The 15419-nt window shown below is 40.4% G+C and carries 16 protein-coding genes and 1 pseudogene; 7 read left to right on the plus strand and 10 right to left on the minus strand.

The genetic code is table 11. The annotated features are described in order from the left end of the window. Positions 1–189: 189 nt before the first annotated feature. Positions 190–484: pseudogene (locus tag HUN22_RS09555) on the plus strand (hypothetical protein). A 195-nt stretch (positions 485–679) separates the two neighbouring features. Here HUN22_RS09555 and glmS read toward each other — a convergent pair. The 8 genes from glmS to HUN22_RS09595 all read right to left on the minus strand — a co-directional run bounded on the left by glmS (position 680) and on the right by HUN22_RS09595 (position 8943). Continuing rightward, a complete protein-coding gene (gene glmS, locus HUN22_RS09560; protein ID WP_174728524.1) occupies positions 680–2518 on the minus strand; it encodes a glutamine--fructose-6-phosphate transaminase (isomerizing) in 1839 nt (612 codons plus the stop codon). A 12-nt stretch (positions 2519–2530) separates the two neighbouring features. Further along, the gene (gene glmU, locus HUN22_RS09565; RefSeq protein WP_174728528.1) at positions 2531–3895 is read right to left on the minus strand and encodes a bifunctional UDP-N-acetylglucosamine diphosphorylase/glucosamine-1-phosphate N-acetyltransferase GlmU; all 1365 of its coding nucleotides are present in this window, start codon (positions 3893–3895) and stop codon (positions 2531–2533) included. 16 nt (positions 3896–3911) lie between these two features. Beyond that, on the minus strand, positions 3912–4427 hold the full coding sequence (locus HUN22_RS09570) for a phosphatidylglycerophosphatase A family protein (protein WP_174728531.1): 516 nt from the start codon (positions 4425–4427) through the stop codon (positions 3912–3914). Then, positions 4405–5322: a thiamine-phosphate kinase gene (gene thiL, locus HUN22_RS09575; RefSeq protein WP_174728534.1), complete on the minus strand. Its 918-nt coding sequence runs from the start codon at positions 5320–5322 to the stop codon at positions 4405–4407. The genes HUN22_RS09570 and thiL overlap by 23 nt, the downstream gene beginning before the upstream one ends. A gap of 16 nt (positions 5323–5338) precedes the next feature. Continuing rightward, positions 5339–5788, minus strand: a complete 450-nt coding sequence (nusB, locus tag HUN22_RS09580) for a transcription antitermination factor NusB (RefSeq protein ID WP_002119137.1) — start codon at positions 5786–5788, stop codon at positions 5339–5341. Positions 5789–5791: 3 nt separating this feature from the next. Next, a complete protein-coding gene (gene ribH / locus HUN22_RS09585; protein ID WP_002119264.1) occupies positions 5792–6262 on the minus strand; it encodes a 6,7-dimethyl-8-ribityllumazine synthase in 471 nt (156 codons plus the stop codon). 11 nt (positions 6263–6273) lie between these two features. After that, entirely contained in the window at positions 6274–7395 is a 1122-nt protein-coding gene (gene ribBA / locus HUN22_RS09590; RefSeq protein WP_002119278.1) for a bifunctional 3,4-dihydroxy-2-butanone-4-phosphate synthase/GTP cyclohydrolase II, read from the minus strand. A gap of 240 nt (positions 7396–7635) precedes the next feature. Continuing rightward, positions 7636–8943 carry a hypothetical protein gene (locus tag HUN22_RS09595; RefSeq protein ID WP_174728536.1) on the minus strand — a complete coding sequence of 436 codons (1308 nt, stop codon included), beginning with the start codon at positions 8941–8943 and terminating at the stop codon, positions 7636–7638. Between the two features lie 59 nt (positions 8944–9002). Between HUN22_RS09595 and serB the strand changes: the two genes are divergently transcribed. Continuing rightward, positions 9003–10226, plus strand: a complete 1224-nt coding sequence (gene serB / locus HUN22_RS09600; RefSeq protein WP_174728539.1) for a phosphoserine phosphatase SerB — start codon at positions 9003–9005, stop codon at positions 10224–10226. Positions 10227–10249: 23 nt separating this feature from the next. Here the strand turns inward: serB and HUN22_RS18370 are convergent, their stop codons facing one another. Then, positions 10250–10522: a hypothetical protein gene (locus HUN22_RS18370; protein ID WP_368074553.1), complete on the minus strand. Its 273-nt coding sequence runs from the start codon at positions 10520–10522 to the stop codon at positions 10250–10252. A gap of 113 nt (positions 10523–10635) precedes the next feature. Here HUN22_RS18370 and aciT point away from each other — a divergent pair, with 113 nt between their 5' ends. Both aciT and HUN22_RS09610 read left to right on the plus strand, forming a co-directional pair. Continuing rightward, the gene (gene aciT, locus HUN22_RS09605; RefSeq protein WP_002119105.1) at positions 10636–10971 is read left to right on the plus strand and encodes a ciprofloxacin tolerance protein AciT; all 336 of its coding nucleotides are present in this window, start codon (positions 10636–10638) and stop codon (positions 10969–10971) included. A 252-nt stretch (positions 10972–11223) separates the two neighbouring features. Continuing rightward, the gene (locus HUN22_RS09610) at positions 11224–11703 is read left to right on the plus strand and encodes an SCP-2 sterol transfer family protein (RefSeq protein ID WP_174728542.1); all 480 of its coding nucleotides are present in this window, start codon (positions 11224–11226) and stop codon (positions 11701–11703) included. Positions 11704–11747: 44 nt separating this feature from the next. Here HUN22_RS09610 and dtd read toward each other — a convergent pair whose 3' ends face one another. Continuing rightward, positions 11748–12191 (minus strand): D-aminoacyl-tRNA deacylase, encoded by a 444-nt coding sequence (gene dtd, locus HUN22_RS09615; protein ID WP_174728545.1) that lies wholly within the window; start codon positions 12189–12191, stop codon positions 11748–11750. Between the two features lie 168 nt (positions 12192–12359). Between dtd and pncB the strand changes: the two genes are divergently transcribed. From pncB to asd, 3 genes are all read left to right on the plus strand, one after another. Further along, positions 12360–13574 (plus strand): nicotinate phosphoribosyltransferase, encoded by a 1215-nt coding sequence (gene pncB / locus HUN22_RS09620; RefSeq protein WP_031949654.1) that lies wholly within the window; start codon positions 12360–12362, stop codon positions 13572–13574. 146 nt (positions 13575–13720) lie between these two features. Then, complete coding sequence (locus HUN22_RS09625) at positions 13721–14569, plus strand: sulfurtransferase (protein WP_174728548.1); 849 nt, start codon at positions 13721–13723, stop codon at positions 14567–14569. Then, on the plus strand, positions 14566–15417 hold the full coding sequence (gene asd, locus HUN22_RS09630; protein WP_174728551.1) for an archaetidylserine decarboxylase: 852 nt from the start codon (positions 14566–14568) through the stop codon (positions 15415–15417). Before HUN22_RS09625 ends, asd begins: the two co-directional genes overlap by 4 nt. Positions 15418–15419 lie beyond the last annotated feature (2 nt).

Raw genomic sequence — 15419 nt, forward strand, 5'->3', positions numbered from 1 at the left:
TATTTATTTAAAATTTGGGTTTTCTATTACCTGATTTTTAAATTTATAAATTATTTTTATTTTAAAATCTTAATTATTTTATTTTCCTATTTTTGTGGGAGGGTTAATTATTATTTAAAAAATTATTTTAATATTTAGACCAATCATATTTTTGTTTTATTTAAAGATATAAATAATCATGAGAATAATATGAAACTTCATAAATTTATATTAGTTTTAAACCTTGTGGTCGGTGCTTACGGTATTACAAATGCTGATGCCAATGCTCAGCAGGAATTTAAAAGAATTTGCTTGTCAGGTGAACACATGCAAGCCAGTTGTGCTTGTATTTGCCAACAGCTTGCACAGGTGTATTCACCTCAAACTGTGCAACGTTTAAAACACACCAGTTTGCAAAGTCCTGATCTCCCACAGGACTTTGCCCCTAACATGCTCAGCATCATTCGACGCTGTGACAAAAATGAAATGGGCTAAGTTCGCTTAGCTCCTTTATCTCTGTGTCGCAATGATCTCTCAAACTTTAAATCAGCGCAAAAGTAAAAAGTCGGTTGTGGCACAGGGTAGTGTTCTTTATGTTCTGGTATGAACGCAATAAAAAGCCCGATATGCAGTTATACATATTGGGCTTAATCAATCAGTTATTAAAGCAGGGGATGCCTTAATAATGATCTTTTTTGAATTACTCTACAGTTACTGACTTCGCCAAGTTTCGTGGCTGGTCAACGTCTGTACCACGTAAAACAGCAACGTGATAAGACAATAACTGAACTGGTACGCTATAAACAATTGGAGCAAGCCATTCGTTTACTGCTGGAATATGTACAACGTGTTGACGGTCTTTTTCATTCACTCCGCTATTTTCATCAGCGAAAACAAATAACTCACCACCACGTGCCTGAACTTCTTCCATATTTGATTTTAGCTTATCAAGCATTTCATCATTTGGCGCAAGAATCACAATTGGCATTTCGCTATCAACAAGTGCCAATGGGCCGTGTTTTAACTCGCCAGCTGCATAGCCTTCAGCATGAATATATGAAATTTCTTTTAGCTTTAATGCGCCTTCCAATGCGATTGGATAATTCGTACCACGGCCTAAGAATAAGCAGTGATTTTTTTCAACGAATAATTCAGACAAACGCAAAATTTCCGGATCATTCTTAAGCGTATCAAGAATAACTTTCGGGCTGTGCCATAGCTCACGTGTAATTTCTTCAAGAAGAGCAGGGCTAATACGTTGTTTCACTTGACCAATTTTCAAGATTAACAACATCAGCGCAGCAAGCTGAGTCGTAAACGCTTTAGTTGAAGCAACACCAATTTCAGGACCAGCAAGAGTCAATAAGTGATGATCAGTTTCACGAACCATTGAAGACGTAGCAACGTTACAGATAGTCAAAGTCTGAATATCGATATTGTTTGCTTTCGCACGTTTCTGAGTTTCACGTAGTGCCGCTAAAGTATCAGCAGTTTCACCTGACTGTGAAATACAAATATAAAGTGTATTTTCAACAATTACAGGGGTGCGATAGCGGAACTCACTTGCGATTTCCACTTGGCAAGGCACGCCAATCAGTTGTTCAAACCAATATTTCGCAATCATTCCTGAGTGGTAACTTGTACCACACGCAATGATTTGTACACTTTGAATTTTGTTGAAATCTGCATCAGCATTTTTCAAGAAATCATCACGTAAGCTATTGCCATCAAGTGCTTGAGAAATCGTTTGCTTGATTGCTTCTGGCTGCTCATAAATTTCTTTGAGCATGTAGTGTTTGTATTCACCTTTTGATGCACTACTTACGGTTGCGTCAAGCTCTCTCACTGGACGTTCAACGCGCTCACCATTTGCAAATACTTCAATTGAAGTACGGGTAAGACGGGCAATATCACCTTCTTCTAGGTACATAAAGCGGTTGGTCACAGGTAAGAGTGCAAGTTGGTCTGAACTAATAAAGTTTTCACCAATACCTACGCCAATGACTAAAGGTGAACCTTCACGTACAGTAATTAGCTCTTCTGGATAATCGCTATGGATAATGCCTAGCGCGTAAGCACCTTTAAGCTGTGGTATCACAGTTTCAACAGCGTCTAGCAGGCTATCTGTGCTTTTTAGAGCTTCAGCAACTAAGTGCGCAACAACTTCAGTATCTGTTTGAGAAGTGAAAACATAACCTAAAGCTTGAAGGTCATCTTTTAGCTCTTGATAGTTTTCAATAATACCGTTGTGTACGACAGCAACCTTACCAGAGATATGCGGGTGAGCATTGTTTTCAGTTGGTTTACCGTGTGTTGCCCAACGGGTATGTGCGATCCCGATAGCCCCTGTAAGCTGGTGTTCAGCAACAGCATCTGCAAGGTTAATAACTTTACCTACACGACGCTCACGTAAAATTTGTTGGTTATTCAGTAAAGCTACACCCGCAGAATCATAACCGCGGTATTCAAGACGTTTTAAACCTTCAATTAAAATCTCGGTTACACAACGTTCTGCAACGCCTCCGACGATACCACACATATTTCAATCCTCTTATTTTTTAACCTTTTGGGGACGTTGATAATTTGCTTTTGAAATTTGTTGCGCACGTTCAAAGGAGAGACTTTGTTCGGCTACATCTTTCGTAATCACAGAACCCGCACCAACTGTTGCGCCATTCCCAATGGTCACCGGAGCAACCAGCGAGCTATTAGAACCGATAAAAACGGCATCGCCAATAGTGGTTTTGTGTTTATTTGCACCGTCATAATTACAAGTAATCGTACCTGCCCCAATATTCGATTCAGCACCGATTTCTGCATCACCTAAATAGGTGAAATGGTTAGCTTTACTACCCAATCCAATTGTTGTGTTTTTAACTTCCACAAAATTGCCAATATGTACTTCATTTGCCAATTTAGCACCTGGGCGTAAGCGTGCAAATGGCCCAATTTGAGCATTTTCACCAACAACCGCACCATCAAAAACGCTATAGGCCTGAACTTTAGTGCCTGCTGCAATTTTGGTATTCTTTAAAATACAACCAGCGCCGATTTCTACAAAATCGCCAAGCTCGCAGTCGCCTTCAATAATCACATTGACGTCAATACGAACGTCATGTCCAACTTTCACCGTACCGCGTAAGTCAAAGCGTGCAGGGTCGGCAAAAGTTACGCCTTGTTGCATAAGCTCTTTTGCTTGCTGTTGCTGGAACTCACGTTCAAGTGCAGCAAGTTGCAAACGGTCATTGACGCCTTCAACTTCAAAAGCGAGTTCTGGTTGAATAGATGCGATTTCTAGCCCATCTGCAACAGCCATTGCCACGATGTCTGTCAGGTAATATTCGCCTTGTGCATTTTCATTGGAAAGTTTAGGCAGCCACTCATGAAGTTTTGCGTTGCTAACACAGTAGATCCCTGTGTTGATTTCTTGAATCTGGCGCTGAGCTTCTGTTGCGTCTTTATGCTCAACAATCGCTTGAATCTTACCTTCTTGACGAACAATACGACCATAACCTGTTGGATTGTCGACATGTAAAGTAATCATGCCAATACCCGTTTTACTTGATACTTCAAGAAGTTGCTCAAGCGTTGTTTGACGTACTAAAGGTACATCACCATAAAGAATTAATGAAATACCGTCTTTAGGAAGTACGGGTAAGGTCATTTGTACTGCATGACCTGTACCTAATTGTTCTGCTTGTTCGACCCACCCAATATTTTCTTGTGCAAAAGTTTGTTTGACGTGGTCGCCACCATGTCCATAAATTGTAATAATATTTTCTGCATGTATTTTTTTTGCTGTTTGAATGACATGTCCTAAGAGTGGACGACCCGCTAAAGGTTGTAGCACTTTAGGAAGCTTTGAACGCATACGCGTTCCTTTGCCTGCAGCAAGAATAATGACGGTAGTAGACATGAATAACTCTAATGACTTAACTCAAATGGATAATAATTAGTGTACAAAGAGCAGCCCATACACCGGCAATAATATCGTCAAGCATAATACCAAAACCACCATGCACTTGACGATCAATAACGCGTATAGGCCAAGGTTTCCAAACATCGAAAATCCGAAATAATATAAATCCCCCGATTACCCACATCCAATTCATTTGTTGTAAATAAAGCAGAGGAAGAAAGGTAATAGATTGACCTGCAAATTCGTCCCACACAATTCGACCATCATCATGTACATCTATAACTTTTGCAGTTTGACCACAAATATAAATCCCGACCAATGACATGATAATCATCGCGATCAAGCTTAAGTTAAAGCCAAGCGATAGCCAGATTGGAACGAAGAGTAGGGCAAAGGCAGAGCCAAAAGTACCAGGGGCTTTAGGTGCGAGACCAGATCCGAAACCAACTCCACAGAAAACGATGCAGCGGTTGAACCAAGACATGTCCTTAAAATGAATCGGTGGCTTATGCAAAGTGTTGGTATCCATGAATTTGCAATGGGTAATCTGAACCCAAATGCTCAAAAGTTAGTTGTGTTTGCTCAACGATCTCTCCGATCATTGTAATCTTAATGTCTAGTTGTTTTTGCAAAAGTTTTTCATAATTTTGCGGTGTTATTGTAAAACATAATTCGTAGTCATCACCACCAGCGAGTGCATATTGCCAGCGCTGCTGTTCTGTTAGTTTTTCTAGCGTTGAATCAATCGGTAACTTTTCTAAAAATAACCGAGCACCGATGTGTGAGGCTTTTAAAATATGGCCTAAATCTTGGGCTAATCCATCAGAGATATCAATCATGCTAGAAGCTAACTCCTTCAACTGTTGTCCAAGCTGACAACGTGGTGTTGGGTAGTCCAGTCTCTTTTGTAATGGATGACCTAGGTGTTGTAAACCATACGCTGCATCACCAACTTGACCGCTCACACAAACATAGTCACCGACTTTGGCACCTGAACGTAACACGGCTTGTCCGGTTTCAACCCAGCCCATGGCTGTGACAGTAATGGTGAGATGAGGGCCTTGGGTCGTATCTCCGCCAATGAGAGCAACCCCAAATTGATTACAGCAGTCATAGATTCCCTGACTGAATCCTTCAAGCCATTCATGGTCAATAGTAGGGAGGCTGAGCGCGAGTAAAATACTATGCGGTTTTGCACCCATTGCTGCAATATCTGAAAGATTGACAGCTACGCTTTTCCAGCCAATTGCATGGGCAGAAGTATCGAGAGGGAAATGACGTCCAGCAACGAGTGTATCTGCACAGATCACCAATTGTTGGTTTGCAGGAGGGGTAATTAAGGCTGAGTCATCTCCAATACCTAAGGTGACATCCGTATAAGATTGTCTGTTAAAGTACTGGTCAATAATAGAAAACTCAGCCATATCAACTTCAAACCTGTTAGTTTGCTTGTTGTTTTTCAGCACTACGTAGTGTTGAACTTAAACGATCTAAAACGCCATTAATGTATTTATGGCTATCTGCTCCACCAAAGTGTTTAGCGAGTTCAATAGCTTCATCTAGAACGACTCGATATGGTACTTCTAAATGATCACGTAACTCATAAGCACCTAAGCGTAATGTTGCTAGCTCTACACCATCAAGTGCACTAAGTTCACGGTCAAGTACCGGAATGAGTAATGCATCAAGATCTTCGTGCTGTGCAATCACTTGTGTGAGCAGTTCGTGATAGTAGTTTAAGTCTACCTTGTGCATTGCATTTTCAGCACGAGTGCGTGCTTCGATTTCATGTACAGGGTTGTGACTCATTTGCCACTCATAAATACCTTGTACAGCAAAACGACGTGCTTTACGTTTTGCTGCATAAGCGGCTTGCAGTGTTTGAGACATGCTTTAAATTGCCTTTAATAAATTAACCATTTCAATTGCAGTTAAAGCAGCTTCGCTACCTTTGTTTCCTGCTTTTGTACCTGAACGTTCGATGGCTTGCTCGATGCTATCAGTAGTTAATACACCATTGATGACAGGCAAGCTGCTTTCTAACGCCACTACACCTAAACCTTTTGCACATTCACCAGCAACGAAGTCAAAGTGTGGTGTGCTACCACGAATCACTGCGCCAAGTGCGATGATTGCATCAAATTGGTTTGATGTAGCTAATTTTTTAGCAACAATCGGGAGTTCCCATGCGCCAGGAGCATGAATAACAGTAATGTTATCTTCATTTACACCATGACGTTTTAATGTGTCGATTGCACCATCCAATAAGTGTTCAACAACAAAACTGTTGAAACGACCCACTAAAATCGCATAACGACCTTCGCTTGCGAGATGTAATAAACCTTCAATACGGCGAATTGCCATAGCAACCTCGATTATTTCGTTGTGATTTGATCAGCAGTGACATATTCCACTACTTCTAAATTAAAGCCAGATAAAGCATTGAAACGTAATGGTGAGCTAAGAAGCTTCATTTTTTCAACACCTAAATCACGCAAAATTTGAGCACCTACACCAATGGTTTGATATTGATGTGAAAGTGCTGCATTGGATTTCACCGGTTTTGGCTTATTTAAATCATCCAACGCTGGCCCCAAGTCTTGCAAATGATCTTGTCCGATCCAGACTAAAACACCGCGATCACTCGCTGCAATCGTCTGTAGTGCACGGTCTAAATTCCACGCAGGTTCACCATCAGCTTTATTTAGCTTAAGCAAGTCGCGAATTGGGCTAAAACCATGTACACGTACTGTTGTAACGCCTTCTTTTGGCTCGCCTTTGACTAAAGCCAAATGAATGTCCGGGTTACCAATCTCACGATAACGATAAAGTTCAAATGAACCATATTCTGTTTGAATGGTTTTTTGATCCAGACGTTCAACCGTTTGCTCATTGGTCATGCGGTAGTGAATCAAGTCCGCAATTGTACCAATTTTTAAGCCATGCTTCTCGGCAAAAATTTCTAAATCTGCACGGCGTGCCATTGTGCCATCTTCATTAATGATTTCACAAATGACAGAAGCCGGTTCAAGACCTGCTAAACGTGCTAAATCACAACCTGCTTCGGTATGGCCTGCACGATGTAAAACACCGCCTGGTTGTGCCATTAATGGGAAAATATGACCCGGCTGTACGATATCAGTTGGTTTAGCATGCGCTGCAACAGCAGCTTGAATTGTATGCGCACGTTCTGCTGCTGAAATACCTGTGGTAATACCTTCAGCGGCTTCGATTGATAAGGTAAAGTTTGTACTGTGCTGAGCACCGTTTTGGTCAACCATCAACGGAAGGTTTAACTGTTTACAGCGCTCACGGCTAAGCGTTAGGCAAACTAGACCACGTGCATGGGTAATCATGAAGTTAATATCTTCAGGACGAACATGCGTTGCTGCAATGACAAGATCACCTTCATTTTCGCGATCTTCGTCATCCATCAAGATAACCATTTTGCCTGCACGAATATCGGCGACAAGATCTTCAACACGACTCAGCGGCATTCGCTTTCACCTTTTTTTGTCGTAAGACAATTTCTATTTAATAAATTTTGCATAGTTTACGCTGTTTAGATAATTTTGCCTATGATTCTGATTTATCCAAATTTGTGGCACCTAAGAATAGATCAAGATTTATTTATACAAATAAATCATAAGAAAATGGAGCGATTTTTAAATAAAAGCTATGAATTTAAATAAAAAAACCTAGCCAAAAGGCTAGGTTCTGATGCGCGTAATTACTTTTTATGAAGCTGCACTACTTGGACTGTCATTTTGTGGGATTGATTTTTTTCCCATTAAAATTTCAGTACGGATATTTTGAGCAAGTTCAGCACACTCTGCATTCATACCATTGATCATAAATGCATGACGTGTCATCACATTGCTTGGGTTTGGCATTGCAACAAGTTGATAGCTGTCTTGAATCGCCTTGAGCTGTTCATTCTCAAGATATAATGCAGACTCTTTTGCATGAAGATGCTGTACTAAACGTTGAGCAGCTTCTTTTGCATCGATCTGCATAGCTTCTACAGCATTACACGTTGCACTGCGAGTTTGCAGCGCAAAGCGTTTATCTTCGCGGTAACGTTTATATAAAACATCTGAAAGTAGTTGGAATACGGTTCCAATCATGAGTAGACATTCTACGGCATGAGTATGCGAAGTTGAAATCGCAAGTGTTGCACCCTCGGCATTAAACTCATCTACCACTTCAATATCTGTTAGCTTTAATTGGTAATGCTTAACGCACAATTCAATACTCTTGTTTAAGAAGAGCTGACAGAGTTTAAAGTACGGTACAGAAACCGATTGGTTAACGCTGCTTAATAACTGTTTAGGGTCATAAAACTGGATATTAAGTGCCAGAGTATGTTGATCAGTTGAGTCTGGAGTTTTTTCGGCTTGTTGGCGAACTGCTGGTTTAGCTTTCGCTTGTTGCTGCGCTTGAGCCACCAACGTGACCGTATTTTGTTTTTCTAGCGCCAATGCTTGGGTTAACTGCTGAATTTCATGCTTCAAGCGGTTTTCTTCATTAATGCGTGCCAGATATTCGCTACGGGTTGGACGAGCAATCGCGCGATAAGCAAGCCATAATAAAACATGCAAAAACAGAGAAGCTAAAATAGCAAGCCATTGAGTACGAAGAATTTCTCCAATACTTGGCTGAATCAGCGTAACTTCGATAGACCCCACTTTCTTTTCATTTTGAAGGGCATCACGAGCAAAAATCTCGCCTTGGCGGGTTTTTGAAATTCCGCTCGTTGCTAGAACCTGTTTGTTAGCATCAAGAATGCGAATAGACGCAACACTTGGATTGGTCGCATAGCGATTAGCAATCAAAGCTAAAGACACCGTATTGGCAGGTTCAAGCTCAGATAAGCTGTCTGCAACGAGCTGGCTGGTCATGAGCTGACCTTGACTCGCACGGTTTTCATTAAGCTGGTGTGTCGTTGCAATGACCAATAAAAAGGTATGCAATGCAAAACTAACGATCAGTAGGCTAGCAAATAGCCCTTGTCTAGGCGCAATCAAGTTAAACTTCCAAGGCAATTATATTGAAATTCGATTATGATTCTTACAATAGTTGTCACTCAGACTAGAGTCAATTCATGCGAGAAATCATTCTTATATCCTTTTTAGGACCGGACCAACCAAACCAGTTTACCCGATTAATGCAAGTACTATCCGTACATTCATTGCAAATACTGGATGTAGGTCAGGCTGTTATTCATAATCAACTTACATTAGGCATTGTGGTCGCTTCCGATAATGAAACTGCAACCGCATTGGCAATGAAAGAGATTCTGATTTTAGCACATGATATTGGCTTAACAGTGCGCTTTAAACCAATCACGGGCGCAGAATACGATCAATGGGTAAGTGAAGGTGGCCGGACTCGTTATATCGTCACGGCTTTAGCCCCAGAACTCACTGCTGCACATTTACAAGCGGTTACACAAATTGTGTCTAGCCAAGGCTTTAACATCGAAACAGTAACACGTTTATCAGGTCGTGTAGACTTTGAAAGAGATAACAAATTCCCACGTCGTGCTTGTGTACAGTTTGGTTTAAGTAGCGGTCCAACTCTAGATGCACAAGCCATGCGTGCTGCATGTTTACGTCTTTCAAGTGAATTAAACATTGATGTTGCCGTTCAAGAAGACAATGCGTATCGACGTAACCGCCGTTTAGTGTGTTTCGATATGGACTCAACCTTAATTGAGCAAGAAGTGATTGATGAATTGGCGATTGAAGCAGGGGTAGGCGCTCAAGTTGCTGAAATTACTGAAAGAGCGATGCAAGGTGAGCTTGATTTCCAGCAAAGCTTCCGTGCACGTGTTGCATTATTGAAAGGTCTAGATGCTGCTGTTTTACCTAAAATTGCTGAGCGTTTAACCATTACCGAAGGAGCAGAACGCCTCATTTCAACATTGAAGGCGCTTGGCTATAAAACAGCAATTTTATCTGGTGGATTCCAGTATTTTGCTGAATATCTACAAGGCAAACTTGGTATTGATGAAGTTCACGCCAACATTTTAGATGTGCAAGACGGCTTTGTAACAGGCGAAGTGAAAGGTGCAATTGTAGATGGCGCCCGTAAAGCTGAGTTACTACGCGAGCTTGCGAATAAAATGGGTATTTCTCTAGAACAAGCGATGGCAGTAGGCGATGGCGCAAACGATTTACCAATGCTTGCGATTGCGGGTCTAGGCGTTGCATATCGTGCAAAACCATTAGTACGCCAAAACGCAAATCAAGCGATTTCAAGCGTTGGTTTAGACGGTGTGCTGTATTTACTCGGTATGCATGATAAAGATTTAAATCGTGCTTAACCCATAGGGATAAGCTTTAAGCGCTACTTCAGAGTAGCGCTTTTTTTATGCAGAATAGTCATAAAAACAAGCAAGTTATGACAAAATTTTGCACAGAAAAAAGGCAATAAAAAAATCTGAAAAAAACTTATTTTGGTTCTTAAAAACAGCATATTTTGTTGTAATGACACGCCAGAATTGATGCCATATAGGGAATCGATCTTTTTGAAATTTACAAAAATGTAATGACAAAAGAATGTTGCGACAAAGTATGTCGCATTAAGAAAAAACGGGTCTTTTTTTCTAAAAAAAAACATCCATAATGCATCGTAAGCTTCAACACAAATCATGAATTAAAGTTGTTTTTGGAATGAGGTCGGGTATTAAAGACCGAATGTTTTTAGACGTTTTCATTAAGACGGAGGTTTCTATGGTAACAGCGAATTTTGCCGCTATCGCCGGATTCAGCTTAATTGCTGTCGCGCTTGTTGCTGTTTTCTTTTCTCCTTACCGTCGTTGGCTTGGTTTTATGCTTGCAGGGATGTTCTTTTGGGGGCTATTGGAAGTGGTCCGTTTTGGAGTTCAAGTCACTTTTGAAATGCCAGTCACCTATAGTTATTTAACTGCACTAAGTCTAGCGATGGTAATGGTTACATTTATTTTGTTACGTGAGGATAAACAAGCACAAAAGGCTTTGGCAAATCGCCAATATATAGAACACACGCCAGTATATGAAGATGATCAGCAGCAATGTTCTAGCCGATAATTAAATTGTTATCTAACGGTAAAAAGGTATGCACAGCATGCCTTTTTTATTTACGAAACATGATTTTTATTATACAAAGCATTTATTAAAAAATAGCCAGTTATGCTACGATAGATAGGTCTGTTGACGTCTCATCCAGATTGCGTTGCCAGCTAAAAAATTATCAATTGATGCATAAAACATAAGCAATGGTATGTCCTTGCTAAGTTTTGCTCTAAAGTTTTCATAAAAATACAATAGGCGTGAATGTTCATGAAACTTTCTTCTATACCTGTAGTCAAGTTACCTCTCGTTGATGTCAGTACAGACCCGTTAGATTTATTGGTAGCAGGTTTAGTGCTGCGTATGAAGCAATTGGCACGTACTAGCCCTAAGTTTATTGAACTGATTCATGACCGCGCTTTCCGTATTCAGATTGGTACGGATTTAGGTGTTGCACGTCAGATTATTATTAATAATGGCCAGATTGACACGGTTGCAGGCGCACCTGAAAAGGCTGATTTTATTTTGCAATTTGCAGACAGTGAGCAAGGTGTAAAAACTTTGATCAAAGGTGACCCAACAGCATTTATGACGGGTATGCAAGAAGGCAGTATTAAAATGGAAGGTGATTTCAGCCTATTGGTATGGTTTAACCAAGTTGCTAAGCTCATTCCACCTAAGTTACCAAAACCAGTTAAAGAGAAAGTACGTCAAGCGCGTGCTTTCATTAAAGAGAAAACTGGTCGCTAATATCCAGATATAAAAAAACTCCCATTTTGGGAGTTTTTTTATATTTACGCTTCTACTTCCAGATTGAATGTCACCGGACCATCATTTATTAAATGTACTTTCATATCAGCAGCAAATATCCCAGTTTGAACATTTTCAAATTGAGAATGCGCATATTCAACCAATTGTTCGTATAGTGCTTTTGCGTCACTAGGTGGCATCGCTGGGCCAAAGTCTGGCCGTAAACCCTTTTGTGTTTGTGCCATTAAAGTAAATTGTGACACGAGCAGAATTCCACCATTTGCTTGAGACACGTTCCAGCCCATTTTGCCTTGCTCATCATCAAAGATTCTATATTTTAAAATCTTATCAATAAGCTTTTGGCCAACAGCCAAAGTATCATCTCGGCCAATCCCTAAAAATACCAGTAGGCCGTGTTGGATTTCGCCTGTAGTTTCACCGTCTACAACCACTTTGGCTTCAAGAACTCGTTGTATTAAAGCGCGCATAATTAAAGCAAATTTCTATAATTAATTGAATTAACGTAGTTTAGCAGAATTTAAATTAAATGATTTTTAAAAGGAAATTTCATGGAACTGCAACAATGGTATAAAACCTCGCAATTCATCCATAAAAATATGCTTTAATGCTAAGAAGCAAGCGAATAATCATTGACTATGTCTCCAATTATCCATTCTTTACTAGATACAGACTTGTACAAATTTACGATGCTACAAGTGGTTTTGCATAAATTCCCGCAAACACATAGTGTCTATCATTTTCGTTGCAGAAACTTAGAAGATACAGTTTATCCGTTAGTGGATATTTTGGATGACTTAAACGAGCAACTCGACCATTTATGTAATCTCAAATATAAAGAAGACGAGCTACAATATTTACGAAAATTACGATTTATTAAAAGCGACTTTGTCGATTATTTAGAATTATTCCAACTCAAACGACGTTTTATTCAGGCAAGTATTGATGCCGAAGGTCGTTTGGATATTCGTATCGAAGGTCCGATGGTTCAAGCCATGATGTTCGAGATTTTTGTTCTGGCGATTGTAAACGAGTTATATTTTAGCCGTATCAAAACAGATCAAGTTTGGGCCGAAGGCGAACGCCGTTTACAAGCAAAACTCGAATTGATTCAGCAATATGAAAAATCTCAGCAGCCGAATGATCCACCGTTTTTAGTTTCTGATTTTGGTACACGTCGTCGCTATAGCTTTGAATGGCAAAAACATGTTGTGGCAGCTTTTCATAAAACTGTACCAAATGTGTTTCGTGGTACAAGTAATGTATTACTGGCTAAAGAGCTTAACATTACACCAATTGGAACCATGGCACATGAGTTTTTACAAGCGTTTCAGGCGCTTGATGTCCGCTTGCGTGATTTCCAAAAAGCAGCTTTAGAAACATGGGTACAAGAGTATCGTGGAGATTTAGGGATTGCCCTAACTGATGTGGTGGGGATGGATGCCTTCTTACGCGACTTTGACCTGTATTTTGCAAAGCTATTTGATGGTTTACGTCATGACAGTGGCGACCCGTATGAATGGGGTGATAAGGCTTATGCACATTACCGTAAATTAAAAATTGATACTAAAACCAAAATGCTGACCTTTAGCGATGGTCTTGATTTGCCAAAGGCGTGGGAATTACATCAATACTTTAAAGATCGTTTTCAGGTGAGTTTTGGTATTGGAACTAATTTGACCAATGACATGGGGCAAAAGCCGCTCAATATTGTGTTGAAACTCGTTGAATGTAATGGTCAGTCAGTTGCGAAAATCTCTGATAGTCCGGGTAAAACCATGACTGATAACGATACTTTCTTAGCCTATTTACGTCAGGTTTTTGAAATCGAAGAACTTGAAGAAGTGGTTTAAGTAAAAAGTAGTCTCACTATTTTTATTTTTAAAACTGAGAATGCCAATATCTGATTTTCTGCTAAAGCGTAGCAGGAAATCAGAGTTTTTTAGATATATGCTTATGCTAATATGAAATTAAGCTGGTATAAAAAGAAACCATGACGATGACCCTCCCTGATTTTAAACTCGATTTATTAATAGAAGCAGAAGAGTTGGTGCCTTATTTAGGCAATGAATATATTCGCATTATAGATTTGAGCCGTGCGTCGGTTTATGAACAACTACATATTCCGCATGCTATTCACTTACAGCCTAAATGGTTAGTGACTCAGCACGAAGAAGCCACTGGTGTTTTGCCAGATGAAGCGGGTTTACAAGCACTTGTTGAAAAATTGAATATTTCACCCAATCACCATGTCGTGGTTTATGACGATGAGGGCGGAGCATGGGCTGGGCGTTTAATCTGGAATTTGCACTGCTTAGGATTCACCCGTACCAGTTTAATTAATGGTGGTATCCATGCATGGTTAGGAGCAGGGTTGCCTACTACGGCAGAAGTCGAAAAATTTTCTCCTGTTGCAGACTTAATTCAAATCGATTTATCGCATGCTGCTCAGTTCCGAGTGAACTATGAAGAGTTACGCAAACAAGTTGAGCAAGAAAGTGTGCAACTGTGGGATTGTCGCACAAGTGATGAATATAGTGGCGTCCGTTTAGCAGCGCGACGCGGCGGTCACATTCCAAATGCTCTCCATTTTGAATGGAGTACTGCACTTAATCGTGAAAATCATCTAAAATTGCATCCGCTTGAACGCACGCGGCAGCGCCTTGAACAACTTGGGTTCGATTTACAACAACCTGTAGTCGTGTACTGCCAGTCACATCACCGTTCCGGTTTGGCCTATATTTTGGCTAGACTCTTGGGCTGGGAAGCAAAAGCCTATGATGGTGCGTGGAGTGAATGGGGCAATCGCCTCGATAGTCCTATTATTACTGGAGAATCACCGTCGTGAGTTTCACATCTCGATTAAAAAAAGAATTATTTATTAAGGCACAAAACCTTGTACCACAGCATCAATTGAGCCGTGTGGTAGGTAAAGTTGCTGCGAGTGAAAATCCAGTTATTAAAACCGCTGTTATTCATGCGTTTAAAGCCAAATATGGGATTGATTTATCGATTGCTGAACAAGGCAATGCACTGAAATATAAATCTTTTAATGATTTTTTTACCCGTGCATTAAAAGAAGGTGTACGTTTGGTTGATGAGAATGCAGATAGCATCGTTTCACCAGCCGATGGCGCGATTTCCCAAATTGGTAAGATCACTGCAGGTGAAGTATTTCAAGCAAAAGGCCAAAGTTTCTCTGTAGAGAAACTCATTGGTGATCCACAACTTGCTCAGCCATTCCAAGACGGTAAGTTCGCCACTGTTTATTTATCACCACGCGATTACCACCGTGTACATATGCCATTTGCAGGGACATTAACAGAAACGTTGTATGTACCAGGCGAGCTATTTTCAGTAAATCAGGTGACTGCTGAAAATGTACCGGGTTTATTCGCCCGTAATGAACGTATGGTGTGTTTGTTTGATACTGAACTTGGCCGTATGGCGGTTGTTCTAGTGGGTGCAATGATTGTTGCTGGTATTGAAACTGTGGCAACAGGCAAGGTAAAACCTTCAGGCCGTATCGAATTGCAGCATCATCAGTTAAAGCTAGAGAAAGGTGCTGAGCTTGGACGTTTTTATTTAGGTTCTACAGCAGTTATTTTATTTGAAAAAGATAAGATTGAATGGGAAGAACGTTTTAAAGCTGAGTCTGTATTGGTAATGGGCGAGCGCATGGGACATGTGCTTTAACC

It is taken from the genome of Acinetobacter lactucae (assembly GCF_013344765.1).
GTDB lineage: Bacteria > Pseudomonadota > Gammaproteobacteria > Pseudomonadales > Moraxellaceae > Acinetobacter > Acinetobacter lactucae_A.

What these genes read in the sequence shown, in the direction of transcription:
- nusB (WP_002119137.1), bottom strand. Translation starts at nt 5,788, where the DNA reads ATGTCTCAAACACTGCAAGCCGCTTATGCAGCAAAACGTAAAGCACGT.
- HUN22_RS09570 (WP_174728531.1), bottom strand. Translation starts at nt 4,427, where the DNA reads ATGGATACCAACACTTTGCATAAGCCACCGATTCATTTTAAGGACATG.
- dtd (WP_174728545.1), bottom strand. Translation starts at nt 12,191, where the DNA reads ATGCGCGCTTTAATACAACGAGTTCTTGAAGCCAAAGTGGTTGTAGAC.
- glmU (WP_174728528.1), bottom strand. Translation starts at nt 3,895, where the DNA reads ATGTCTACTACCGTCATTATTCTTGCTGCAGGCAAAGGAACGCGTATG.
- serB (WP_174728539.1), top strand. Translation starts at nt 9,003, where the DNA reads ATGCGAGAAATCATTCTTATATCCTTTTTAGGACCGGACCAACCAAAC.
- HUN22_RS18370 (WP_368074553.1), bottom strand. Translation starts at nt 10,522, where the DNA reads ATGTTTTTTTTTAGAAAAAAAGACCCGTTTTTTCTTAATGCGACATAC.
- ribH (WP_002119264.1), bottom strand. Translation starts at nt 6,262, where the DNA reads ATGGCAATTCGCCGTATTGAAGGTTTATTACATCTCGCAAGCGAAGGT.
- pncB (WP_031949654.1), top strand. Translation starts at nt 12,360, where the DNA reads ATGTCTCCAATTATCCATTCTTTACTAGATACAGACTTGTACAAATTT.
- aciT (WP_002119105.1), top strand. Translation starts at nt 10,636, where the DNA reads ATGGTAACAGCGAATTTTGCCGCTATCGCCGGATTCAGCTTAATTGCT.
- ribBA (WP_002119278.1), bottom strand. Translation starts at nt 7,395, where the DNA reads ATGCCGCTGAGTCGTGTTGAAGATCTTGTCGCCGATATTCGTGCAGGC.
- HUN22_RS09610 (WP_174728542.1), top strand. Translation starts at nt 11,224, where the DNA reads ATGAAACTTTCTTCTATACCTGTAGTCAAGTTACCTCTCGTTGATGTC.
- glmS (WP_174728524.1), bottom strand. Translation starts at nt 2,518, where the DNA reads ATGTGTGGTATCGTCGGAGGCGTTGCAGAACGTTGTGTAACCGAGATT.
- thiL (WP_174728534.1), bottom strand. Translation starts at nt 5,322, where the DNA reads ATGGCTGAGTTTTCTATTATTGACCAGTACTTTAACAGACAATCTTAT.
- HUN22_RS09625 (WP_174728548.1), top strand. Translation starts at nt 13,721, where the DNA reads ATGACCCTCCCTGATTTTAAACTCGATTTATTAATAGAAGCAGAAGAG.